General features: G+C 70.3%; 18 protein-coding genes. 4 read left to right on the top strand and 14 right to left on the bottom strand.

What is annotated here, in order from left to right; all coding sequences use genetic code 11:
• Positions 1-8: 8 nt before the first annotated feature.
• The 12 genes from BMX74_RS44435 to BMX74_RS31570 all read right to left on the bottom strand — a co-directional run bounded on the left by BMX74_RS44435 (position 9) and on the right by BMX74_RS31570 (position 12,156).
• Positions 9-1,751: a beta-ketoacyl synthase N-terminal-like domain-containing protein gene (locus BMX74_RS44435; RefSeq protein ID WP_177227589.1), complete on the bottom strand. Its 1,743-nt coding sequence runs from the start codon at positions 1,749-1,751 to the stop codon at positions 9-11.
• Positions 1,748-2,251, bottom strand: a complete 504-nt coding sequence (locus tag BMX74_RS31620; RefSeq protein WP_055510068.1) for a 3-hydroxyacyl-ACP dehydratase FabZ family protein — start codon at positions 2,249-2,251, stop codon at positions 1,748-1,750. The genes BMX74_RS44435 and BMX74_RS31620 overlap by 4 nt, the downstream gene beginning before the upstream one ends.
• A 27-nt stretch (positions 2,252-2,278) precedes the next feature.
• Entirely contained in the window at positions 2,279-2,542 is a 264-nt protein-coding gene (locus BMX74_RS31615) for an acyl carrier protein (RefSeq protein ID WP_218154109.1), read from the bottom strand.
• Positions 2,539-3,915: an acetyl-CoA carboxylase biotin carboxylase subunit gene (locus tag BMX74_RS31610; protein WP_218154108.1), complete on the bottom strand. Its 1,377-nt coding sequence runs from the start codon at positions 3,913-3,915 to the stop codon at positions 2,539-2,541. Before BMX74_RS31610 ends, BMX74_RS31615 begins: the two co-directional genes overlap by 4 nt.
• Positions 3,912-4,358: an acetyl-CoA carboxylase biotin carboxyl carrier protein gene (accB, locus tag BMX74_RS31605; protein ID WP_091104256.1), complete on the bottom strand. Its 447-nt coding sequence runs from the start codon at positions 4,356-4,358 to the stop codon at positions 3,912-3,914. Before accB ends, BMX74_RS31610 begins: the two co-directional genes overlap by 4 nt.
• Positions 4,351-6,012 carry an acetyl-CoA carboxylase carboxyltransferase subunit alpha gene (locus tag BMX74_RS31600; protein WP_091104255.1) on the bottom strand — a complete coding sequence of 554 codons (1,662 nt, stop codon included), beginning with the start codon at positions 6,010-6,012 and terminating at the stop codon, positions 4,351-4,353. Before BMX74_RS31600 ends, accB begins: the two co-directional genes overlap by 8 nt.
• A 33-nt stretch (positions 6,013-6,045) precedes the next feature.
• Entirely contained in the window at positions 6,046-6,498 is a 453-nt protein-coding gene (locus BMX74_RS31595) for an SRPBCC family protein (protein WP_055510061.1), read from the bottom strand.
• Between the two features lies 1 nt (position 6,499).
• The gene (locus tag BMX74_RS31590; protein WP_063792375.1) at positions 6,500-6,778 is read right to left on the bottom strand and encodes a phosphopantetheine-binding protein; all 279 of its coding nucleotides are present in this window, start codon (positions 6,776-6,778) and stop codon (positions 6,500-6,502) included.
• A gap of 76 nt (positions 6,779-6,854) precedes the next feature.
• Complete coding sequence (locus BMX74_RS31585) at positions 6,855-8,063, bottom strand: ketosynthase chain-length factor (protein ID WP_055510058.1); 1,209 nt, start codon at positions 8,061-8,063, stop codon at positions 6,855-6,857.
• The gene (locus BMX74_RS31580) at positions 8,060-9,325 is read right to left on the bottom strand and encodes a beta-ketoacyl-[acyl-carrier-protein] synthase family protein (protein WP_055510056.1); all 1,266 of its coding nucleotides are present in this window, start codon (positions 9,323-9,325) and stop codon (positions 8,060-8,062) included. The genes BMX74_RS31585 and BMX74_RS31580 overlap by 4 nt, the downstream gene beginning before the upstream one ends.
• Positions 9,322-9,720 carry a cupin domain-containing protein gene (locus tag BMX74_RS31575; RefSeq protein WP_091104254.1) on the bottom strand — a complete coding sequence of 133 codons (399 nt, stop codon included), beginning with the start codon at positions 9,718-9,720 and terminating at the stop codon, positions 9,322-9,324. Before BMX74_RS31575 ends, BMX74_RS31580 begins: the two co-directional genes overlap by 4 nt.
• A 15-nt stretch (positions 9,721-9,735) precedes the next feature.
• Complete coding sequence (locus BMX74_RS31570) at positions 9,736-12,156, bottom strand: methyltransferase (protein ID WP_091104252.1); 2,421 nt, start codon at positions 12,154-12,156, stop codon at positions 9,736-9,738.
• A 124-nt stretch (positions 12,157-12,280) separates the two neighbouring features.
• Here BMX74_RS31570 and BMX74_RS31565 point away from each other — a divergent pair, with 124 nt between their 5' ends.
• The 4 genes from BMX74_RS31565 to BMX74_RS31550 are packed head-to-tail and all read left to right on the top strand — an operon-like array spanning position 12,281 to position 14,958.
• The gene (locus BMX74_RS31565; protein ID WP_082535681.1) at positions 12,281-12,991 is read left to right on the top strand and encodes a methyltransferase domain-containing protein; all 711 of its coding nucleotides are present in this window, start codon (positions 12,281-12,283) and stop codon (positions 12,989-12,991) included.
• Positions 12,992-13,004: 13 nt separating this feature from the next.
• On the top strand, positions 13,005-13,310 hold the full coding sequence (locus tag BMX74_RS31560) for an antibiotic biosynthesis monooxygenase family protein (protein WP_055510052.1): 306 nt from the start codon (positions 13,005-13,007) through the stop codon (positions 13,308-13,310).
• 3 nt (positions 13,311-13,313) lie between these two features.
• On the top strand, positions 13,314-14,123 hold the full coding sequence (locus BMX74_RS31555) for a cyclase family protein (protein WP_091104250.1): 810 nt from the start codon (positions 13,314-13,316) through the stop codon (positions 14,121-14,123).
• A gap of 19 nt (positions 14,124-14,142) precedes the next feature.
• The gene (locus tag BMX74_RS31550) at positions 14,143-14,958 is read left to right on the top strand and encodes an alpha/beta fold hydrolase (protein ID WP_176573593.1); all 816 of its coding nucleotides are present in this window, start codon (positions 14,143-14,145) and stop codon (positions 14,956-14,958) included.
• A gap of 70 nt (positions 14,959-15,028) precedes the next feature.
• On the opposite strand, the gene BMX74_RS31545 is transcribed toward BMX74_RS31550, so the two are convergent.
• On the bottom strand, positions 15,029-15,598 hold the full coding sequence (locus BMX74_RS31545; RefSeq protein ID WP_177227588.1) for an RNA polymerase sigma factor: 570 nt from the start codon (positions 15,596-15,598) through the stop codon (positions 15,029-15,031).
• A gap of 380 nt (positions 15,599-15,978) precedes the next feature.
• A complete protein-coding gene (locus tag BMX74_RS31540) occupies positions 15,979-17,178 on the bottom strand; it encodes an FAD-dependent oxidoreductase (protein WP_091104247.1) in 1,200 nt (399 codons plus the stop codon).
• Positions 17,179-17,208: the final 30 nt, after the last annotated feature.

Genomic DNA, 17,208 nt, shown 5'->3' with positions numbered 1-17,208 from the left:
TCCCTTCTTCATGCCGTCGTGGCCGGAGAGGCGATGGGGGCGGTCAGGAGGACGCGCGGGTCGCAGCGCGACATGAAGTCCGACTCGGGGGCGGCGCGCAGCACGGCGCACCGGACGGTGTGTCCCCCGGAGTGCGTCTGGTGTCGTACCGCGATCACGTAGCGGGCCTGGCCGGAGCCGAGCCACGATTCCGCGACCGTCAGCGCGGCGTCGACGGCGCCGTCGTCTGCCGCCTCGAGGACCAGCGACGGGCCGCGTAGGCCCCATCGGATGCAGGTGAGCCCGGCCAGAATGCCCGGGTTGGCGCCGGCGAAGCGGCGCGGTGAGACCCGGCCCTGGGCGGCCACCTGAGCCGCGAGCGCGCTGCTGGTCGGCAGCGGTTGGGTGCCGGTGAGCACGATCACCGCCACGTCGTTCCGTGCGGCGAGCACGTCCGGCCCGCAGCCGCTCTCGTCCAGCACGGCCTCCACCGCCCCGGCGACCAGCCAGGCCACCGGGTCGGCGTACAGGGCCGGGCGGTCGGCGGAGCGGGCGGCGGGATCCTCGGAGAGGAGCTCGCCATGGCCGACGACGGCCGATCGGGCGGGCCCGGCCGGCGCGCCGCGCTCCTCCGGCCCGCCCTGCCCGTACGAGAACCGCACGCAGGTGTTGAACCCTCCGAACCCCAGCGTCAGGCTGAGCCCTGCCCTGCCGCGCAACTCCTGGGCCGTGCCGTCCGCCAGCCGCAGCGTGAAGCCGGGCATCGGCGTGTCCAGACCCGCGAGTGGCGGGGCCGCCCGGTGCCGCAGCGCCAGGACGGTGGCGATCGCCTCGATCGCGCCTGTGGCGCCCAGGCTGTGACCCAGGGCGCCCTTCGTCCCGAAGACGATGGGATCGCTCCCCGCCGTTGCGAAGAGCCGGTTCAGGCCGGCCGCCTCCACCTCGTCGTTGACGGGGGTGCCCGTCCCATGGGCGCACACCACGGCCACGTCCGAGGTGCCGCCCGGGCATCTGCGTACCGCGGCGACCACGCTGTCGCCCGTGGGGTCGAGCGTGGTCAGGCCGGTGGCGTCGTTGGCGGAGCCCACGCCGTCCAGGCGGGCCAGGATGCGGGCGCCGCGCGCCAGAGCCGTCTCCTCCGGTTCCAGCACCAGGAATCCCGCACCTTCGCCGAGGATCGTCCCGTCGTGGCCGGTGTCGAAGGCCCGTAGCCCGGTCCGGCTCATCGTGCCGAGCGCCGAATGTCCCAGGCGCTTGGCCTCGCTCAGCACGTCCGCGCCGCCCGCCACGCAGATCCGCGCCCGGCCGCCGCGCAGCAGCGCCTGCGCGACGAGCAGGCTGTCGGCTCCCGCGGAGCAGGCGGTCGTCACGCACAGCGGGGTGCCTGGATGCCCGAGCCGTCGCGCGACCTCCCGGGTCCAATGCCGGTCGGGCTCGTCCGCCCCGCCGGGCTCGCCGGTGCTGTCGAGCCGGCCGCCGAAGCTGGTGCCGAGCACGAGCGTCACCGCGGGGTCGTCCGCCGCGACCCCCGCGTCGGCCAGGGCCGCGGCCAGCGTGCGGACGGCGAGGGCGATCTGCCGTTCCTCCGGGGCCGTGGACGCGTACGGCGGGAAGGGCACCTCCCCGGCGAGCGACGTGCGCAGCCGGTGCGGCGAGCCGACCGGCACGACGCCGGTGGCGCCCGCGCAGAGCAGGCGCCACACCTCGTCGAGCCCGTCCCCGAGCGGCGTGGTCCAGGCCATCCCGGTGACGACGACCGCGGGCGCCCTCACCACAACTGCCGGCCCATCGCCGCGACCTTCGTCCGGGTGAGCGTGCCCTTGAAGGCCGCGACCGTCGCGCTGCCGACGAACGCGCGGCAGGAGAAGAAGAACGCCGCGCCGCTCAGCCGGTCGGCCCGGACGTCGAAGACGACCTGGTCGCCCGGGACGACCGGTTTGGTGAAGCGGGCGGTGACCGAGCCGATGAGCGTCAGCTCGTCCTCGGCCAGCGGCTCGGTGCTCATCAGGTAGAGGATGATGCCGGACTGGGCGAAGGCCTGCATGAGATGGCTGCCGGGATAGATGGCGCGCTCGGGGAAGTGCCCCGCGATCGCGTCGAGGTTGCCGGAGACCGACAGCAGGCTCCTCAGGGACACCCCGGGCTCATAGTCGGTGACCCGGTCGATGTAGATCATCGGGTGGCGGTGGCGCAGCCACTTCTTGATCTCGGTGAAGCCGAGCGTGCGGTCGGCCGGGGACCGGTCCGCCTGCGGTGAGGCTGTCTGGAGCATGAGGGGAAATCCTTTCTCCACGAAATGTCAGCCGACCGTTTCCTGGTCCTGGAGAAGGCGCTCGACCAGCGCCTGGACTCCGCCGAGGGTGCTGAAGTTCACGGGCGAGAAATCGTCGTCGCCGATGGTGATCCCGAAGGTCTGCTCCATGCAGACGCGCATCTCGACGTAGCCGAGCGAGTCGAGGCCGTAGGCGTCGCGCAGGCTGTCACCCGGCTCCATCCTCTCGGCCGGGATGTCGACGAGCAGGTCGGAGATCAGAATTCCCTTGATGGTCTGCAGGACGTTCACCGGTTCTCTCCCATGAGGTTGGATTCATGTGTCAACGCGTCGACGAGAGCTGTGGAATGCCTGGCGGCCACGAAATCCGGCTGGGTCAGCAGCCGGCGCAGCAGCGGGATCGTCGTGGCCACCCCAGGCCCCTCGACGGCGAACTCGGCCAGCGCCCGGTCGGCGCGGACGATCGCCTGCTCGCGCGTCGGCGCCCACACGATCACCTTGGCCAGCAACGAGTCGTAGTCGGGGGGGATCACGTCGCCCTGGCTGAACCCGGAGTCCACCCGCACCCCGGGACCGCCCGGCGGATGGTAGACGGTCAGGCGGCCGGGCGTGGGGCGAAAGCCCGCCGACGGGTCCTCGGCGTTGACCCGGCACTCGATGGCGGCGCCGGTCAGCGTGACCTGCTCCTGGGTGAGGCCGAGGGGTTCGCCGGCCGCGATGCGGATCTGCTCGCGCACCAGGTCGACGCCGGTCAGCAGCTCGGTGACCGGATGTTCGACCTGGATGCGGGCGTTGATCTCCATGAAGGTGATCTCGCCCGCGGCGTCGAGCAGGAACTCCATGGTCCCCGCCCCGGCGTAGCCGACGTGGCGGGCGCCGGCCACGGCGTGACGGCCGAGCCGCTCGCGTACCCGCTCGGGCAGCAGCGGTGAGGGGGCCTCCTCCACCAGCTTCTGGTTACGGCGCTGCAGCGAGCAGTCGCGGTCGCCCAGGTGCAGGACGTTGCCGTGCGTGTCGGCCAGGAACTGCACCTCGACGTGACGCGGGGCGTGGACCAGGCGTTCCAGGTAGACCTCGCCGTTGCCGAACATCTGGCGTGCCAGCGCGGTCGTGCGCCGGTACGCCTCACGCAGCCCGGCGCGGTGGTGCGCCGCTTCGATGCCGCGGCCGCCGCCACCGGCGGCGGCCTTGACGATGACCGGGTAGCCGATGCGCTCGGCCACCTCCTCGGCCTCCGCCTGGGTCCCCACGGGACCGTCGCTGCCCGGCAGGATCGGCAGCCCGGCCGCGGCGAGCAGGGCGCGCACCCGCGCCTTGTCGCCCACGCACTCCATCACCTCCGGGCTGGGCCCGATGAAGACCAGCCCGTGCTCGGCGCAGATACGGGCGAAGTCCGCGTCCTCGGAGAGGAAGCCGTAGCCCGGATGGATGGCTTCGGCGCCGGTGCGCAGGGCGGCCTCGATGATCGCGGGGGGATAGCGGTAGCTGCGCCTGGCGGGGGCCGGTCCGATGTGCACCGCCTCGTCGGCGTAGGCCACGAAGCGGGCGTCACGGTCGGCCGTCGAGTAGACGGCGACGGTGGCGATGCCCAGCTCGCGGCAGGTCCGGGCGATGCGGAGGGCGATCTCGCCCCGGTTGGCGATGAGGATCTTGCTGAAGCTCACGGCTCCTCCGCCCTGATCCGCACCAGCGCCTGGCCGTACTCCACGGGCGTGGCGTCGCCGGTCACGACCTCGACCACCTCGCCCGCCAGGTCGCTCTTGACCTGGTTCATCAGCTTCATCGCCTCGATGATGCCGATCGTCTGTCCCGCCCGTACGCGATCCCCGACCCGTACGTACGGGGTGGCGCCCGGTTCCGGCGCCGCGTAGAAGGTGCCGACCAACGGGGCGGTGATCTCGTGCAGAGCGGGGTCGTCCGCCTCCGTCTCCATCTCCGGCGGCGGGGCCGCGGGGGCGGTCCCGTGCGCCCACAAGATGTCCAGCGCCAGCTCGCCCGCCCGCAGGGAGAGGCTGGCCAGCGGGCCCGGGACGGTCTTGACGATCTTGCCGGCCTCTTCGCGCAGCAGGCGCAGAGCGGCCTGCCGCTCGTCGGTGTGCTCAGTCATCGGCGATCATCCCCAGCACGCGGAAGCGTTCGTAGCGATGTTTGCGCAGCTCGTCGCCGCTCAGCCCGGCGAGTTCGCGCAGGGCCTGCCGTACGGCGGCCTTGAGGTGCCCGGCCGCGGCGGCGGGGTCGGCCTGGGCGCCTCCGGGCGGCTCGGGCACGATGCCGTCCACGACGCCCAGGGCGAGCAGGTCCGGTGCGGTGATCCGGAGGGCCGCGGCCATGCGCGGGCCGTGCGACGGGTCGCCGAACAGGATGGTGGAGCAGCTCTCCGGGCTGATCACGGAGTAGACCGCGTGCCGGAGCATGAGCACCTGGTTGGCCACGGCCAGCGCCAGCGCTCCCCCGCTGCCGCCCTCACCGATCAGGACGGAGACCACCGGCACCGGCAGTTCCGACGTAGCGGCCAGGCACTCCGCGATCGCCCAGGACTGCCCGCGGTCCTCGGCCCGGATCCCGGGAGCCGCGCCCTGGGTGTCCACGAGCGTGACCACCGGCAGGCCGAGCCTGCCCGCCAGCCGCATCAGCCGCTGTGCCTTGCGGTAGCCCTCCGGGTGGGCCAGCCCGAAGTTCCTGGTGACCAGTTCGTCGGTGGTGTGGCCCTTCTGGTGTGCGACGATCATGACCGGGCGGCCGTCGAGGAGCGCCGGGCCGCCGACGACGGCGGGGTCGTCGCCCTCCAGGCGGTCGCCGTGGAGTTCGACGAAGTCCGTGCAGATCTGCCAGATGTAGTCCAGCGCGGTGGGGCGGCGGGTGTCGCGGGCCAGGCGGAGCGTCGCGTACGGCGTCGGCTCCTCCTGCGCGGACGCCTGCTGCGGCTCCTCACCGGGACTCTCCCCGGCGGTGACCTCGGCCGTCTCCACGACCGAGGTCACCGCGAGCAGCCTGGCAAGCAGCGGCCGCAGGCCGTCCCTGGCCTCGACCCGGTCGAGCAGGCCGCGCTCGCTGAGGTACTCGGCCGTCTGGAAGCCCCGTGGCAGTTCCTCCCTGGTGGCTGCCGCGATCACGCGGGGGCCGGCGAAGCCGATACGGGCCCCGCGTTCGGCGATCAGCACGTCGCCCAGCGTCGCGAAGGAGGCGGTGACCCCGCCGAAGGTGGGATCGGTGAGGACGCACACGCTGAGCAGCCCGGCCTCCCGCAGCACGCGCATGGCCTGGGCGGTCTTGGCCATCTGCATGAGGGAGAGCGCGCCCTCCTGCATACGGGCCCCGCCGGAGGTGATGGCGAGGACCAGCGGGATCCGCTCGCGCAGCGCCGTCTCGCAGGCGCGGGTGACCGTCTCGCCGACGGCCGAGCCCATGCTGCCGCCCAGGAAGCCGAAATCCATCGCCGCCACCACGGCCCGGCGGCCGCCGATGGTGGCGGTGCCGTACAGGATGGCGTCCCGCAGCCCGGTACGGCCGCGCGCCTCGGCGAGTCGCTCGGGGTAGGGCCGCGAGTCCGCGAAGCCCAGTGGGTCGCCACCGCTGACCTGCGGCGCGGGGACGAAGGAGCCCGGGTCGGTGACGGTGTCGATGCGTTCTTCGGCGGTGAGCCGCTGGTGGTGCCCGCACTCGGGGCAGACGCGGCGCGATCGCAGCAGCCGCGGCCGGTAGACGAGTGCGGTGCATTCCTGGCACAGCTCCCAGTTGCCGTCATCCTTCGCTAAGGCCATGAGCAAGACTCCTCAAGGTCGATCAGGGCGCGCTCAGCCGCGCGCCGCCGCTTCGACGGCTTCCTTGATCAGCTTCAGCTGCACGGCCGAGTTGGCGTTGATGCGGTCGGCCATGCCCGCATCGTCGACCGGCAGCCCCGGCTTCATCTCGAAGTCCTGCACCCAGCGCAGCAGGACCCCCTCGTCGGTCTGGAGGTACTCCCAGAACAGGAACATGTACTTGAACGGCCCGGGCTCGATCCGCTGTGAGCGCGTGGTCCTGGTGACGGGGTCGGCGATCCGCTCCGACACCCAGCTCCACACGACCCCGTTCTCGTCGGGGTGCATGGACAGCCGGAACCGCACCACGTTGTCGGTCCGGTGCAGGATCTCCGCCGCGCTGTACTCGCTGAAGAGCTTCGGCCAGGACTCGATGTCGTTGGTCAGGTCCCACACGAGGTCCATGGGGGCGTCGATGGTGATGGCATTGTCGGTATGTGCTGACATGTCAGGACCTCACTGCGTTGTCCGAAGCGGCGGCCAGGAGGCTGTTGATGTGGTCGATGGCCTGCCGGGGGGTGTGCAGGTGGACCATCGTCTCCTCCGAGATCTGGATGCCGTGCCGGCGTACGAGCTGGGAGATCAGCTCGTACTTGGCGAGCGAGTCGTAGCCGAGATACTCGAACTCCTTGTCGACGGTGCTCTCGGTCAGTTCGTCGGCGTCGTCGACGCGCAGCATCGAGCGCAGGTCTTCCAGGGTGAAGACGCCGGTCGCGGGCTCTGGCATGATGTCGCTCTCCTCGTCCAATCGGTGTCGAATCGGTGTCGAATCGGTGTCGAATCGGTGTCGAAGCGGTGAAGGGTCAGGCGCCGAGCACGACGGCCGAGACGAAGCCGCCGTGCCCGCGGGCCAGGACCAGCGCGTGCCGGATCGGGTGCCGGCGCGGCTCGTCCAGCACGAGGTCGAGGTCGTAGGAGCCGGGGACGTCGGTGGTCGCCGCCGTGTGGGGCACGCGGCCGTGGCGCATGGCGAGCAGCGCCGTGACCAGGTCCAGCCCCCCGCCGCCCGCGTGCAGCCGCCCTGTGAGCGCCTTGGGCACGGTCACCGCGACCCCGCCGCCGCCGAACACCTGGCCGATGGCCGCGGCCTCGTCGGCGTCGTCCGCGGGCACGGCCATCCCGTCGGCGAAGACGACGTCCACGTCGCGCGGCCCGATCCCGGCGTCGTCGAGCGCCCGTTCCATGGTCCGTCGCAGCGCCGACGGACGGCCGGTCCATGGCGCCGGGTCGAAGCCCGCGGCGTGCCCCAGGACGGTGCCGTGGATCCGCGCCCCGCGCCGCCTGGCCTCGTCCACGGACTCCACGATCAGCATGGCGCCGCCCTCGCCCGGCACATAGCCGGAGGCGGAGGCGTCGAAGGGGCGGTAGGCCCGCTCCGGCTCGTTCACCGTGGACAGCCGGCGCGAGGTGAGCTGCGCCGTCAGTCCGTACGGGCACAGGGAGGCGTCGGTGCCGCCGACGACGGCGGCCTTCACCTCGTCCCTGACCAGGCGCCGGGCGAGCGCGACGGCGTCCAGGCCGCCCGCCTGCTCAGCGCAGAGCACCCCGGCGGGTCCCTTGGCGCCGTGGCGGATCGAGATCTGCCCGGAGGTGGCCGCGTAGAACCACGCGATGGACTGGTAGGGGCTGACCCACGAGGGGCCGTGCTGGTAGAGGCGCTCCATCTCCTTCTGGCCGAACTCGGTGCCACCGGACGAGCTCGCCGTGACCACGGCGACCGCGTACTCCGGCAGCTCGGCCGGGTCGAGCGCCGCGTCCTGGAGCGCGGCGTCCGCCGCGCTCAGCCCCATCTGCGTGAAGCGGTCGGTCTCCCGGATGAAGCGGGAGGGCATGGAGCCCCGCGCCACGTAGTCCTCGACCTGCCCGGCGACCCGGACGGGATAGGAGGCCGCGTCGAAGCGGCCGATGGGACGGATCCCGCTGCGGCCCTCCATGACCGACGACCAGTGCTGGTCCGGGCTCTGGCCGGTCGGCGAGACGACGCCCATGCCGGTGATCGCGAGCGCGCTCATGGGCGAACCGTTCCGGGTGCGGCCAGCAGGACCGCGCTCTGGAACCCGCCGAACCCGCTGCCGACGCTGAGGATCACGTCCATGCGGTGATCCCGGGCCTCCAGCGGGACGTAGTCCAGGTCGCATTCGGGGTCTGGCACGCGCAGATTGGCCGTGGGCGGCACCACCTGGTGTTCCAGGGCCAGCACGCAGGCCGCCAGCTCGATCGAGCCGATCGCCCCGAGGGAGTGGCCGATCATCGACTTGATCGAGCTGATCGGCACCCGGCGGGCGTGGTCGCCGAGGCTGTCCTTGAACGCCGCGGTCTCGTGCCGGTCGTTCTGCTTGGTGCCCGAGCCGTGGGCGTTGATGTGGTCCACGGCGGTGGGGTCGAGGCGGGCCTCGCGCAGGGCGACCCGGATCGCCTCGGCCATCTCCCGCCCGTCCGGGCGCAGGCCGGTCATGTGGAAGGCGTTGTTGCGCTGGCCGTACCCGACCAGCTCCGCCTGGATCCTGGCGCCGCGCGCCCGTGCCCTGCTCTCCTCCTCCAGCACCAGGACCGCGGCTCCCTCACCGAGGACGATGCCGTCGCGCCGGGCGTCGAAGGGGCGCGAGGCGTGTTCGGGATCGTCGTTGTTGGCCGAGGTCGCCTTGATCGCGTCGAAGCACGCGTACGTGATGGGTGACAGGGGCGCCTCGGTCGCGCCTGCGAGCACGATGTCGGCCGCGTTCTCCTCGATCAGGCGGGCGCCCGTGCCGACGGCGTCCAGGCCCGAGGTGCAGCCCGTGGAGACCAGGTGAACCGGCCCCTCGGCGCCGGCCTGCCAGGCCACCTCGACGGCCAGCGTGCTGGGGACCATGTATCCGTACAGGTGCGGGACGCCGTAGGTGTGATCGACGAGCCACTGGCGGCCCTCGTCGGACAGGACCCGGTACTCCTCCTCCAGGGAGGTGGTGCAGCCGACGGCGCTGCCGAGGCTGACGCCGACCCGCGAGGGGTCCACACGGGACAGGTCCAGCCCGCTGTCGGTGAGCGCCTCGCGCGTGCACACGACGGCGAACTGGGCCGCGCGATCCATGCGCCGCGTCTCTCGTTCGGTCAGGCCCGCCGCGCGCGGGTCGAAGTCGACCTCGGCGGACAGCTGCGAACGGAACGGAGCCGGGTCGAACACTGTCAGGGCGCGGGTCGCGCTCTGACCGGCGGCCAGCAGCTTCCAGAACGCGTCCCGCCCGACGCCACCGGGGGCGAGCACGCCCATCCCGGTGATGACCGCACGTCTCATAACGGCTCTCCCGGCTGGGGCTCGGTGTCGACATGGCCGAGGTCGGGACGTGGCGCCAGCGGTGAGAGGTGGAAGATGACGTGCGCCGTCGAGTCGCCCACGTTGACCAGGCGGTGGCGCTGGCCGATGGGCACCATGAACGAGTCGTCGGGGCCCAGGGCGACCGGCTCGCCCTCCACCTTCAGCTCCAGCTCGCCCGTGATGACGTGGATGAACTCCTCCGAGTACGGGTGATAGTGCTCGCTCACGTACTCACCGGGACGCAGCAGCACGGAGCCGCCGAATCCCGACGTGGCGCCGCAGGTCTTCTGGCTCAGCGTCACCCGGATCTCACCGCCGCGGCGGCGGTTGGGCGTGACGTCGGCGGCGTTGATGGCCTTCGTGGTGGTCGTCATGTCGCAGAACCCCGTTCAGTCGTCGAGGGCGTGGCCGATGAGCAGGCACATGGGCGAGGTGGTGTTGATCGTCTCCGCGATGCGGAGGCCGGAGCGTCCGAACAGCTCGGCCATCTCCTCCCGCGAGCGCTCGCGGCCGCCGCGAAGCACCAGCATCTGCAGGTCCAGGAAGGCCGCGCGTTTGTCGCCGGTCATGAGCTGCTCCACCGCCACGATCCGGCCTCCGGGGCGCAGGGCGTCGCGGCACGCCCGCAGGATGCCGGCGGCCGCGTCGTCGTCCCAGTCGTGCAGCACCCGGTTGAGCACGATGGTGTCGGCCTGCTCCGGCAGGGACCGCAGGAAGTCGCAGTCCACCACGTCCAGCCGGTCGCCGAGACCGGCCTCGCGCACCCTGCCGCGTACCTTCGCCGTGATCGCGGGCCGGTCGAGCAGGACCCCGCTCAGCGAGGGGTCACCGGCGAGGATGTCGATCAGCAGAGTGCTGTGACCGCCGCTGACGTCGGCGATCCGGCCCGCGCCGGAGAAGTCGTAGGCGTTCAGGATCGTCCGGTTGAGGAACCGGGACAGGCCGGTCATCGCCTGGTCGAAGAGGGCTCCGTCGTCGGGCGACATCGTGTCCAGGAACTCCAGCAGGCTCGTGCCGAGCACCTGGTCGAGGGCCGGTTCGCCGTTCCGTACCGAGTGTTCGAGCTGGGACCACGCCTGCCACTGCCAGTTCGAGCCGAACAGGCGGGCGACAGCCCCCACGGACTGCGGGTGGTCGTCGGACAGGACGGCCGAGAGCGGCGTCTGCTGGATCTTGTCCTCGGCGGTACGGGCGAAGAACCCGACGGTGCTGAGCGCCGAGATCAGCCTGCCCAGCGCCGCGGGGTCACAACCGCACTCGGTGGCGAGCTCGGTGAGCGTGCGGGGCCCGCCGGCCAGTTGCTCGGCGATCCGCAGGTGCGCGGCGACCTGAAGGGCGCGGGCGACCCACATCCCGTTCAGCAGTTCCAGGACGGCCAGCGGAGCGAAGTGCCCCTGCCCGTCCGTCTCCTTGGGCTCCTCCTCGACGGCCTCGGCCTGCGGCGGGATGTTCTGGTTGCCCGCGAAGACGTTGGACGGGTCGTAGCGCCGCTTGAGCCGGACCAGCCGCTCGTACTTCTCCGGGCCGAAGGCGGCCTTGATCCGGTCGCCGCCCTCGTTGCCGATGAAGTTCAGGTAAGCGCCGCCCGTGCTGTACGGCTGGACCGCCCGGTGGAACTCGCGGGTCCACGAGATCTGCCGCTCGGTGTCGGCCGCGTCCTCCCACATGGACATGATGTGGATGTTGAAGGGCGCCTCGCGCTGGCCGAAGGCCATGGCGTTGTTGTCGACGCGGGCCAGCGCGCCGCCCAGCGGCATGAGCAGCGTCTGGGTGAGGCGGGAGGGCACGGTCTGGGTGAAGCGCACGATGTGGTCGATCGCCTCGTCGGGCAGTTCGGCGAGGAACTCCGCCTTCCAGTAGTTCTGCATGCCCTCGTGGTTGCTGGGCTCCAGCAGCCCCTGCAGGTCGGTGTAGGCGATGGGCGCGACCATGTCGCGTACGGGCGGGCCGAACTCGCGCATCGGCCGCAGCACCTCGATGCCCTCCTCGATGGGGCCGAAGTAGGCCAGCGTCGCGCCCACGACGGGCTTGCCGCGGGCGAACTCGGGGACGAACGGCTCGTCGGGCGCCGAGATGAAGGCGAGCGCGCCGCCGACCTCGTCCGGCGCCGTCGCCATGAAGTCCCGGAACTGCCGGATCAGGTCGGCGACCTGGAACGGCGGATACATGACGAGCCCGCCGAGCACCTGCGGGCCGACCGGGTGGAGCTGGAACTCGAACGTCGTGACCACGCCGAAGTTGCCGCCGCCGCCCCGTACGCCCCAGAACAGCTCGCTGTTCTCCGTCTCGGAAGCCCTGAGCACGTCGCCGTCGGCGGTGACGAGCTCCACGGAGAGCAGCGAATCGCAGGTGAGGCCGAACTTGCGCTCCAGCCAGCCGCTTCCGCTGCCGAGGGTCAGCCCGGCCACTCCGGTGCTGCGGATGCGGCCTCCGGTGACGGCCAGCCCGTACTCCTGGGCGGCGGCGTCGAACTCACCCCAGTTCGCGCCGCCCCCGACCAGGGCGCGCCGCCGATCGGGGTCGATGGTGACCGAGTTCATCGGCCGCAGGTCCAGGCAGACGGAGTCGTCGAGGACGGCGTCGCCGGTCACGCCGTGGCCGCCTGACCGCACCGACAGCGGCAGCCCGTGGCGGCGGGCATGAGCGATTCCCTCCGCCACGTCGGCGGGCGAGGCGCAGCGGACGATGAGGCTGGGGCGGCGGTCGATCATGCCGTTGAACACCTTGCGGTATTCGTCATAGTGCGGATCACCGGGCCTGACCACGCTGCCCTGAATGCGGTTGTCGAGGGTCGACTCGTCAGAAGGCATGATTCTCCCTGGGGCAGAAGGGCTCGTGAGTGGAGAACGTGTATGGCATTCAGACGCAAGCGGCCGCCGCCTGATACCGGCGAAAATCTCCGTATCTAAGGCGGGTGTCCGCCGTCTGTAGGGCATGCCTTACACGCCGAGCGTCAGCAACAACGGTCATGAACCCGAACCACGCCTGGAGCCCGACGATCCGGCATATGCGGGCCAGGCCGCCTACACCCCGTTCTTTCTGAAATACGTCTACGACCCACTCGTCGTCCGTTTCCAGAACAGATTCACCTGGCGTTGTCCCAGCCGGGCCATTCTTGGGCTTTACCACGGGAACGTGTCGGACGACCATCTCGACGTGGGACCGGGCACCGGCTGGTACCTCAACAAATGCCGGTTCCCTTCCGCGCACCCGAGAATCGCGCTGCTGGACGTGAACATCGACGTCCTCAGCCGCGTGTCCGAGCGCATCGCCCGATATCACCCGCAGTGCGTCAAGGGGAATCTGCTGAAACCCCTTCCGCTGCGCAGAGCGCAGTTCGACTCCGTCGGGCTCGTCCACGTCCTGCACTGCCTGCCGGGCAGCATCCAGGACAAGGCGCAGGTGTTCGACCAACTCGCGCCGCTGCTCAGGCCGAAGGGCCGGCTGTTCGGCTCGACCATCCTCAGCCTCGGCGTGCCCCAGACGAGGCTGTCGCGATCGCAGCTCGGCTACATGAACAAGATGGGAATCTTCGCCAACGAGCAGGATTCCCTGGAGGACCTCGAGAACGCGCTGGCGAAGCGGTTCACGAATTACAAGCTGCACACCCGGGGCAGCATCGCGCTGTTCTCGGTCACCGTCTGAGGAGGAATGCCGGATGTCCGTTCGTATGATGCTCTTCTCGTTCGTCGACCCGGAACGGGAGCAGGAGTTCGAGGCCGCCTTCAGTAAAGTGCGGGAACGCGTCGCCACCATGCCGGGGCACATCAGGGACGAACTCCTGCGCCTGGAGGGCGTGTCCGGCTCGTACGTGCTGATCAGCGAGTGGGAGAAGCGTGAGCAATTCACCGAGTGGCTGGAGTCGCCCGCCCACGACAGCATGACGGCGGAAATGCGGCCGTACTTCGTGCGACCCAGCGAGATGCGGTTCTACTCCCTGCGCGTCCCTTCTTCCCGAGGCTGACCCATGCGCCTGATCGACCTGAGCATGACCATCGCCCAGCATCCGGACGACCCAGGCGTCCGGGACATCGACCGGTGGACCCATGAGAGCGGGCCGGGCCGGCTGGGCAACGCCGCGAAATCGCTGATCCAGCAGATCGCCGACCGCGAGGGCGTCTCCCCCGCGCCGTTCCTGGAGAAGGAGCATTTTCCTGACGGCGTGTTCATGAGCAACGAGATCGTCACCCTCAGCGTGCACGGTGGCACCCATGTGGACGCGCCGTACCACTACGGGCCGTCGTCCGCCGGCAGGCCGGCCAAGACGATCGAGGAGGTGCCGCTGGAGTGGTGTTGCGGCCCGGGGGTGCGGCTGTCCTTCCGCGGCAAGAACGCCCTGGAGGTCATCACGGCCGACGACGTCCGGGGCGAGCTGGACCGGATCGGCCACCGGCTCAGACCGCTCGACGTGGTCCTGATCGAGACGGGCTGGAGCGCCCACTGGCCGGACCCCACGTACTACTCGTCGCATCCGGCGATGTCCCCCGAGGCGATCGAGGTCATCGTCGATCACGGCGTGAAGCTGATCGGCGTCGACACCGCCGGATTCGACCTGCCCACCGCCTTCATGATCGAGCAGTTCGTGAAGACGGGTGACTCCCGGCACCTGTGGCCCTGCCACATGTTCGGCCGTGAGCGCGAGTACCTGCAGATCGAACGAATGGCCGGCCTCGACCGGCTGCCCGGTCCCACCGGCTTCACCGTGTTCTGCGCCCCGGTCCGAGTGCAGGGCGCCGGCGCCGGCTGGGCGAGGCCCGTCGCGTTGATCGATGAGTGACCGTTGCGAGGAGTCAGTGATGATGCTTGATCGAGAAGGCCCGGTGCTCGCGGACTACGTCGCGGTGGCGGACGGGGTGCAGCTGTTCTGCCGCCACGCAGGGTCGCGTACGACGGCGCGGCCACCCATGATCTTCCTGCACGGCAACCGCGACAACCACTCGCACTACGCCGACCTCCAGGAGCAGCTCGGCGCGGACCAGTACACCGTCGCCGTGGACTTCCGCGGCCACGGCCTGTCCTCGACGCTGGACGTCCCGCTGAGCGCGGCGCTGTTCGCCGACGACATCGAGCGGCTGATCCTGCACTACGAATGGGACAAGGTGGTGCTGGCCGGGCACTCGCTGGGCTCGGCGGTGGCCATCACCCTCGCCGACCGGCGGCCCGACCTGGTGGACCGGCTCGTCCTCATGGGGTCCGCGGCCTCCTTCAGCCTGCCTTTCCAGCGGCCTGAGCACCCGCCCACCAAGGAGACCTGGAGCGAGTACGTGCGTGAGGCCAACGCCCGCGCCCTTCCCTTCTTCTTCCACGACAAGCATCCGGACGTCGCCAGGCGGGTCAGCGCGGCCTGGTCCGTCATCGCCTTCGAGGTGCACCAGAACCTGGTCAGGATGCGCCATCCCGGCCTGGAGGAGACGATCCGCAGGCTCACCGTCCCGGCCCTGGTCGTGGCGGGTGCGCAGGACAAGTGCACGACCGTGGAGCAGGCCGAGTGGATCCAGGGCAACCACCGCGACGCGCGGCTCAGCGTGATCCCGGAGACCGCCCACTTCATGTACATGGAACGGCCTGAGCTGGTGGCCGAGGCGATCCGCGCCTTCCTGCTCGGCCGGTGACCGGACCCGCCGCAAGACGAAACGGGACGGCCGCGTCGCGGCCGTCCCGTTTCGTGCTCTCACCCGGCTCTCAGGCGGACTTCCTCTGCTGCGGCGGGGAGCCCGCCGATCCCCTCATCAGCTCCTGCAACCGGGCGATGACCCGCTGCCGGGTCGGCCCGATGCTGCCCACCGGCATCCCCATGCGCCGGCCGATTTCCACGTAGGACAGGGGCGGATCCCTGGCGAGCAGGTTCAGCAGCTCGCGATGCTGGCTGCTCAGGTCGTCGAGCGCGTCGGCCAGCGCACGCCTGCGCTCATAGGCGGCGACCTCCTCGATCCAGTCGTAGCTGACCGTGTGCGCCGTCTCGAAGAAGCTGGGCCAGTCGTCGAAGAGCACCAGGGGCCGCGAGCGCCGGATGACGTTCACGGACTCGTTCCTCGACGTGGTGGCGATCCACCTGGGCAGGGACCGGGTGTCCCTGATGCTCTTGATGTGCTGGAGGAGCTTCAGCCAGACGACCTGGTTCACGTCCTCGACGTCGTGTCCCTTGAGGCCGTGCCTGCGCGCGATCAGCTGGACGAGCGGGAGGAACCGACGCAGGAGATCGCCCCACGCCCACTGGTTCCCGTCCCTGGCCAGCTTGACCAGCTCTTCCAAACAGTGGTCTGGGGAGGGGTCCTCCTCCTGCCCCTTTTCAGGTAACGGACATGACAAATTTGAAATGGTTTTTCTGCGATCCAAGGTAAATCCCCTTGATCTCCCCGTGGCGCAGCACCGGGCCGCACCGATCGCCTCACTCCCCGTATGCCTCCTATTGCAAATCGGCTATTCGTCTACAGTCTTGTAGCTCGCGACGCCGAATGTCAATCACCATTAACGGGCACCAGCGTTAACTCTCGGTAATGCAAATAAATTCACCGTGCAGAGAACGGCAAAACGAATGCGGGCACGACGGTCCAGCCCGCCCAGCAGAAGACGAACAAGCAGGCCAGGCGGGCCGTAAAATGAAAAATAATATTGTGGGATTCTGCGTGGAATCAGGCCGGCACCCGCTCATCCCATTCGATGTGGTGATGATGCATCCAGCCCAGGGACGCACCACCGTCGCCGGCGTAGTGCTTGAGCATGATCGGCATGACCAGGTCGCGAATCATACGCGTGACCGGCCCCACTGATTTAAACGTGGACCATTTAGCGCCCGTTTCGACCACGCGCTCGACGCGTGCGCGGCGGAGCCCTTCATAGGCGCGGAACGCCTGCCGCGCGTCAGGCAGGTCGCGCAGGCAGCGGCCGAGTTCGACGGAGTCCTCGATGGCCATGGACGCGCCCTGCCCGGCCGCCGGTGACGTCGCGTGCGCGGCGTCACCGATGATGATCACGCGGTCGCGGTGCCAGCGGGACACGGTGGGGATGTCGTGGAACGGCCAGGCCACCAGCTCGTGCTCGGTGGCCTCGACGATCTTCCGTGCCGGGCCGGGATCCACGCTGAGCAGCTCGGCGAGCGTGGTGCGCCAGTGCGCGTCGCCCAGCGCCCGCAGCTCGTTCGGGCCCGGCTCGTTCGGGTACGGCGGGTTCGCGAACCACCACACCTCACCGCCCGGCGCCACGGTGTAGCCGAAGAAGCAACGCCTGCCGAAGACCATCTGATACTCACCCGGCCGCGCATCCACCACACCCGCCCGGGCATAACCGCTGATGTAGAGGTTGGGGATGTACCTGGCCGGCGGCGCGGTGGGATCGATCAGCGAGCGCACCCTCGACTTGATGCCGTCCGCCCCGATGAGCAGCTCGCTCGCACGCCTGGTGCCGTCCTCGAAGACGGCCACGACGCCACCGTCCTCGTCCTCCGCCTCGACCAGACGTCTGCCGTACTCAAAACGGATGCCGCGGCGCAACGCTTCGTCCCTCAGCGCCCCGCACAGGTCCGCACGCCGGATCGTACGCCCGACCGTCCCATCGGCCAGCGGCAGGCCGGTACCCGCCACGCCCAGGGAACGCCCGGTCCCGCTGCGGAAACGCATCTGCGGGGTGTCGAATCCCAGGCCGTCCAGGCACTTGTCCGCGCCGATGGCGCGCAACGCGTCAATGCCGTTCACGTGCAGAATCACAAACGCGCCCACGCCGTCCGAGTCAGTCGGATGCGACTCGTAGACGACCGGCTCGAACCCCGCCAGCTGCAGGGCCATCGCAACGGTAGGGCCCGCCACGCCTGCTCCGATTACTGCGACGGTCTTCATGATCCTTCTCCTCCGCGTGAGGGATCGTGG

Origin of the sequence: Nonomuraea pusilla (assembly GCF_900109355.1) — a bacterium.
Lineage (GTDB): Bacteria > Actinomycetota > Actinomycetes > Streptosporangiales > Streptosporangiaceae > Nonomuraea > Nonomuraea pusilla.
The sequence above is the reverse complement of the archived record's forward strand: the minus strand, read 5'-3'. Positions and strand labels throughout refer to the sequence as shown.

What these genes read in the sequence shown, in the direction of transcription:
- BMX74_RS31620 (WP_055510068.1), bottom strand. Translation starts at nt 2,251, where the DNA reads ATGCTCCAGACAGCCTCACCGCAGGCGGACCGGTCCCCGGCCGACCGC.
- accB (WP_091104256.1), bottom strand. Translation starts at nt 4,358, where the DNA reads ATGACTGAGCACACCGACGAGCGGCAGGCCGCTCTGCGCCTGCTGCGC.
- BMX74_RS31600 (WP_091104255.1), bottom strand. Translation starts at nt 6,012, where the DNA reads ATGGCCTTAGCGAAGGATGACGGCAACTGGGAGCTGTGCCAGGAATGC.
- BMX74_RS31595 (WP_055510061.1), bottom strand. Translation starts at nt 6,498, where the DNA reads ATGTCAGCACATACCGACAATGCCATCACCATCGACGCCCCCATGGAC.
- BMX74_RS31590 (WP_063792375.1), bottom strand. Translation starts at nt 6,778, where the DNA reads ATGCCAGAGCCCGCGACCGGCGTCTTCACCCTGGAAGACCTGCGCTCG.
- BMX74_RS31585 (WP_055510058.1), bottom strand. Translation starts at nt 8,063, where the DNA reads ATGAGCGCGCTCGCGATCACCGGCATGGGCGTCGTCTCGCCGACCGGC.
- BMX74_RS31580 (WP_055510056.1), bottom strand. Translation starts at nt 9,325, where the DNA reads ATGAGACGTGCGGTCATCACCGGGATGGGCGTGCTCGCCCCCGGTGGC.
- BMX74_RS31575 (WP_091104254.1), bottom strand. Translation starts at nt 9,720, where the DNA reads ATGACGACCACCACGAAGGCCATCAACGCCGCCGACGTCACGCCCAAC.
- BMX74_RS31570 (WP_091104252.1), bottom strand. Translation starts at nt 12,156, where the DNA reads ATGCCTTCTGACGAGTCGACCCTCGACAACCGCATTCAGGGCAGCGTG.
- BMX74_RS31565 (WP_082535681.1), top strand. Translation starts at nt 12,281, where the DNA reads ATGCCTTACACGCCGAGCGTCAGCAACAACGGTCATGAACCCGAACCA.
- BMX74_RS31560 (WP_055510052.1), top strand. Translation starts at nt 13,005, where the DNA reads ATGTCCGTTCGTATGATGCTCTTCTCGTTCGTCGACCCGGAACGGGAG.
- BMX74_RS31555 (WP_091104250.1), top strand. Translation starts at nt 13,314, where the DNA reads ATGCGCCTGATCGACCTGAGCATGACCATCGCCCAGCATCCGGACGAC.
- BMX74_RS31550 (WP_176573593.1), top strand. Translation starts at nt 14,143, where the DNA reads ATGATGCTTGATCGAGAAGGCCCGGTGCTCGCGGACTACGTCGCGGTG.
- BMX74_RS31540 (WP_091104247.1), bottom strand. Translation starts at nt 17,178, where the DNA reads ATGAAGACCGTCGCAGTAATCGGAGCAGGCGTGGCGGGCCCTACCGTT.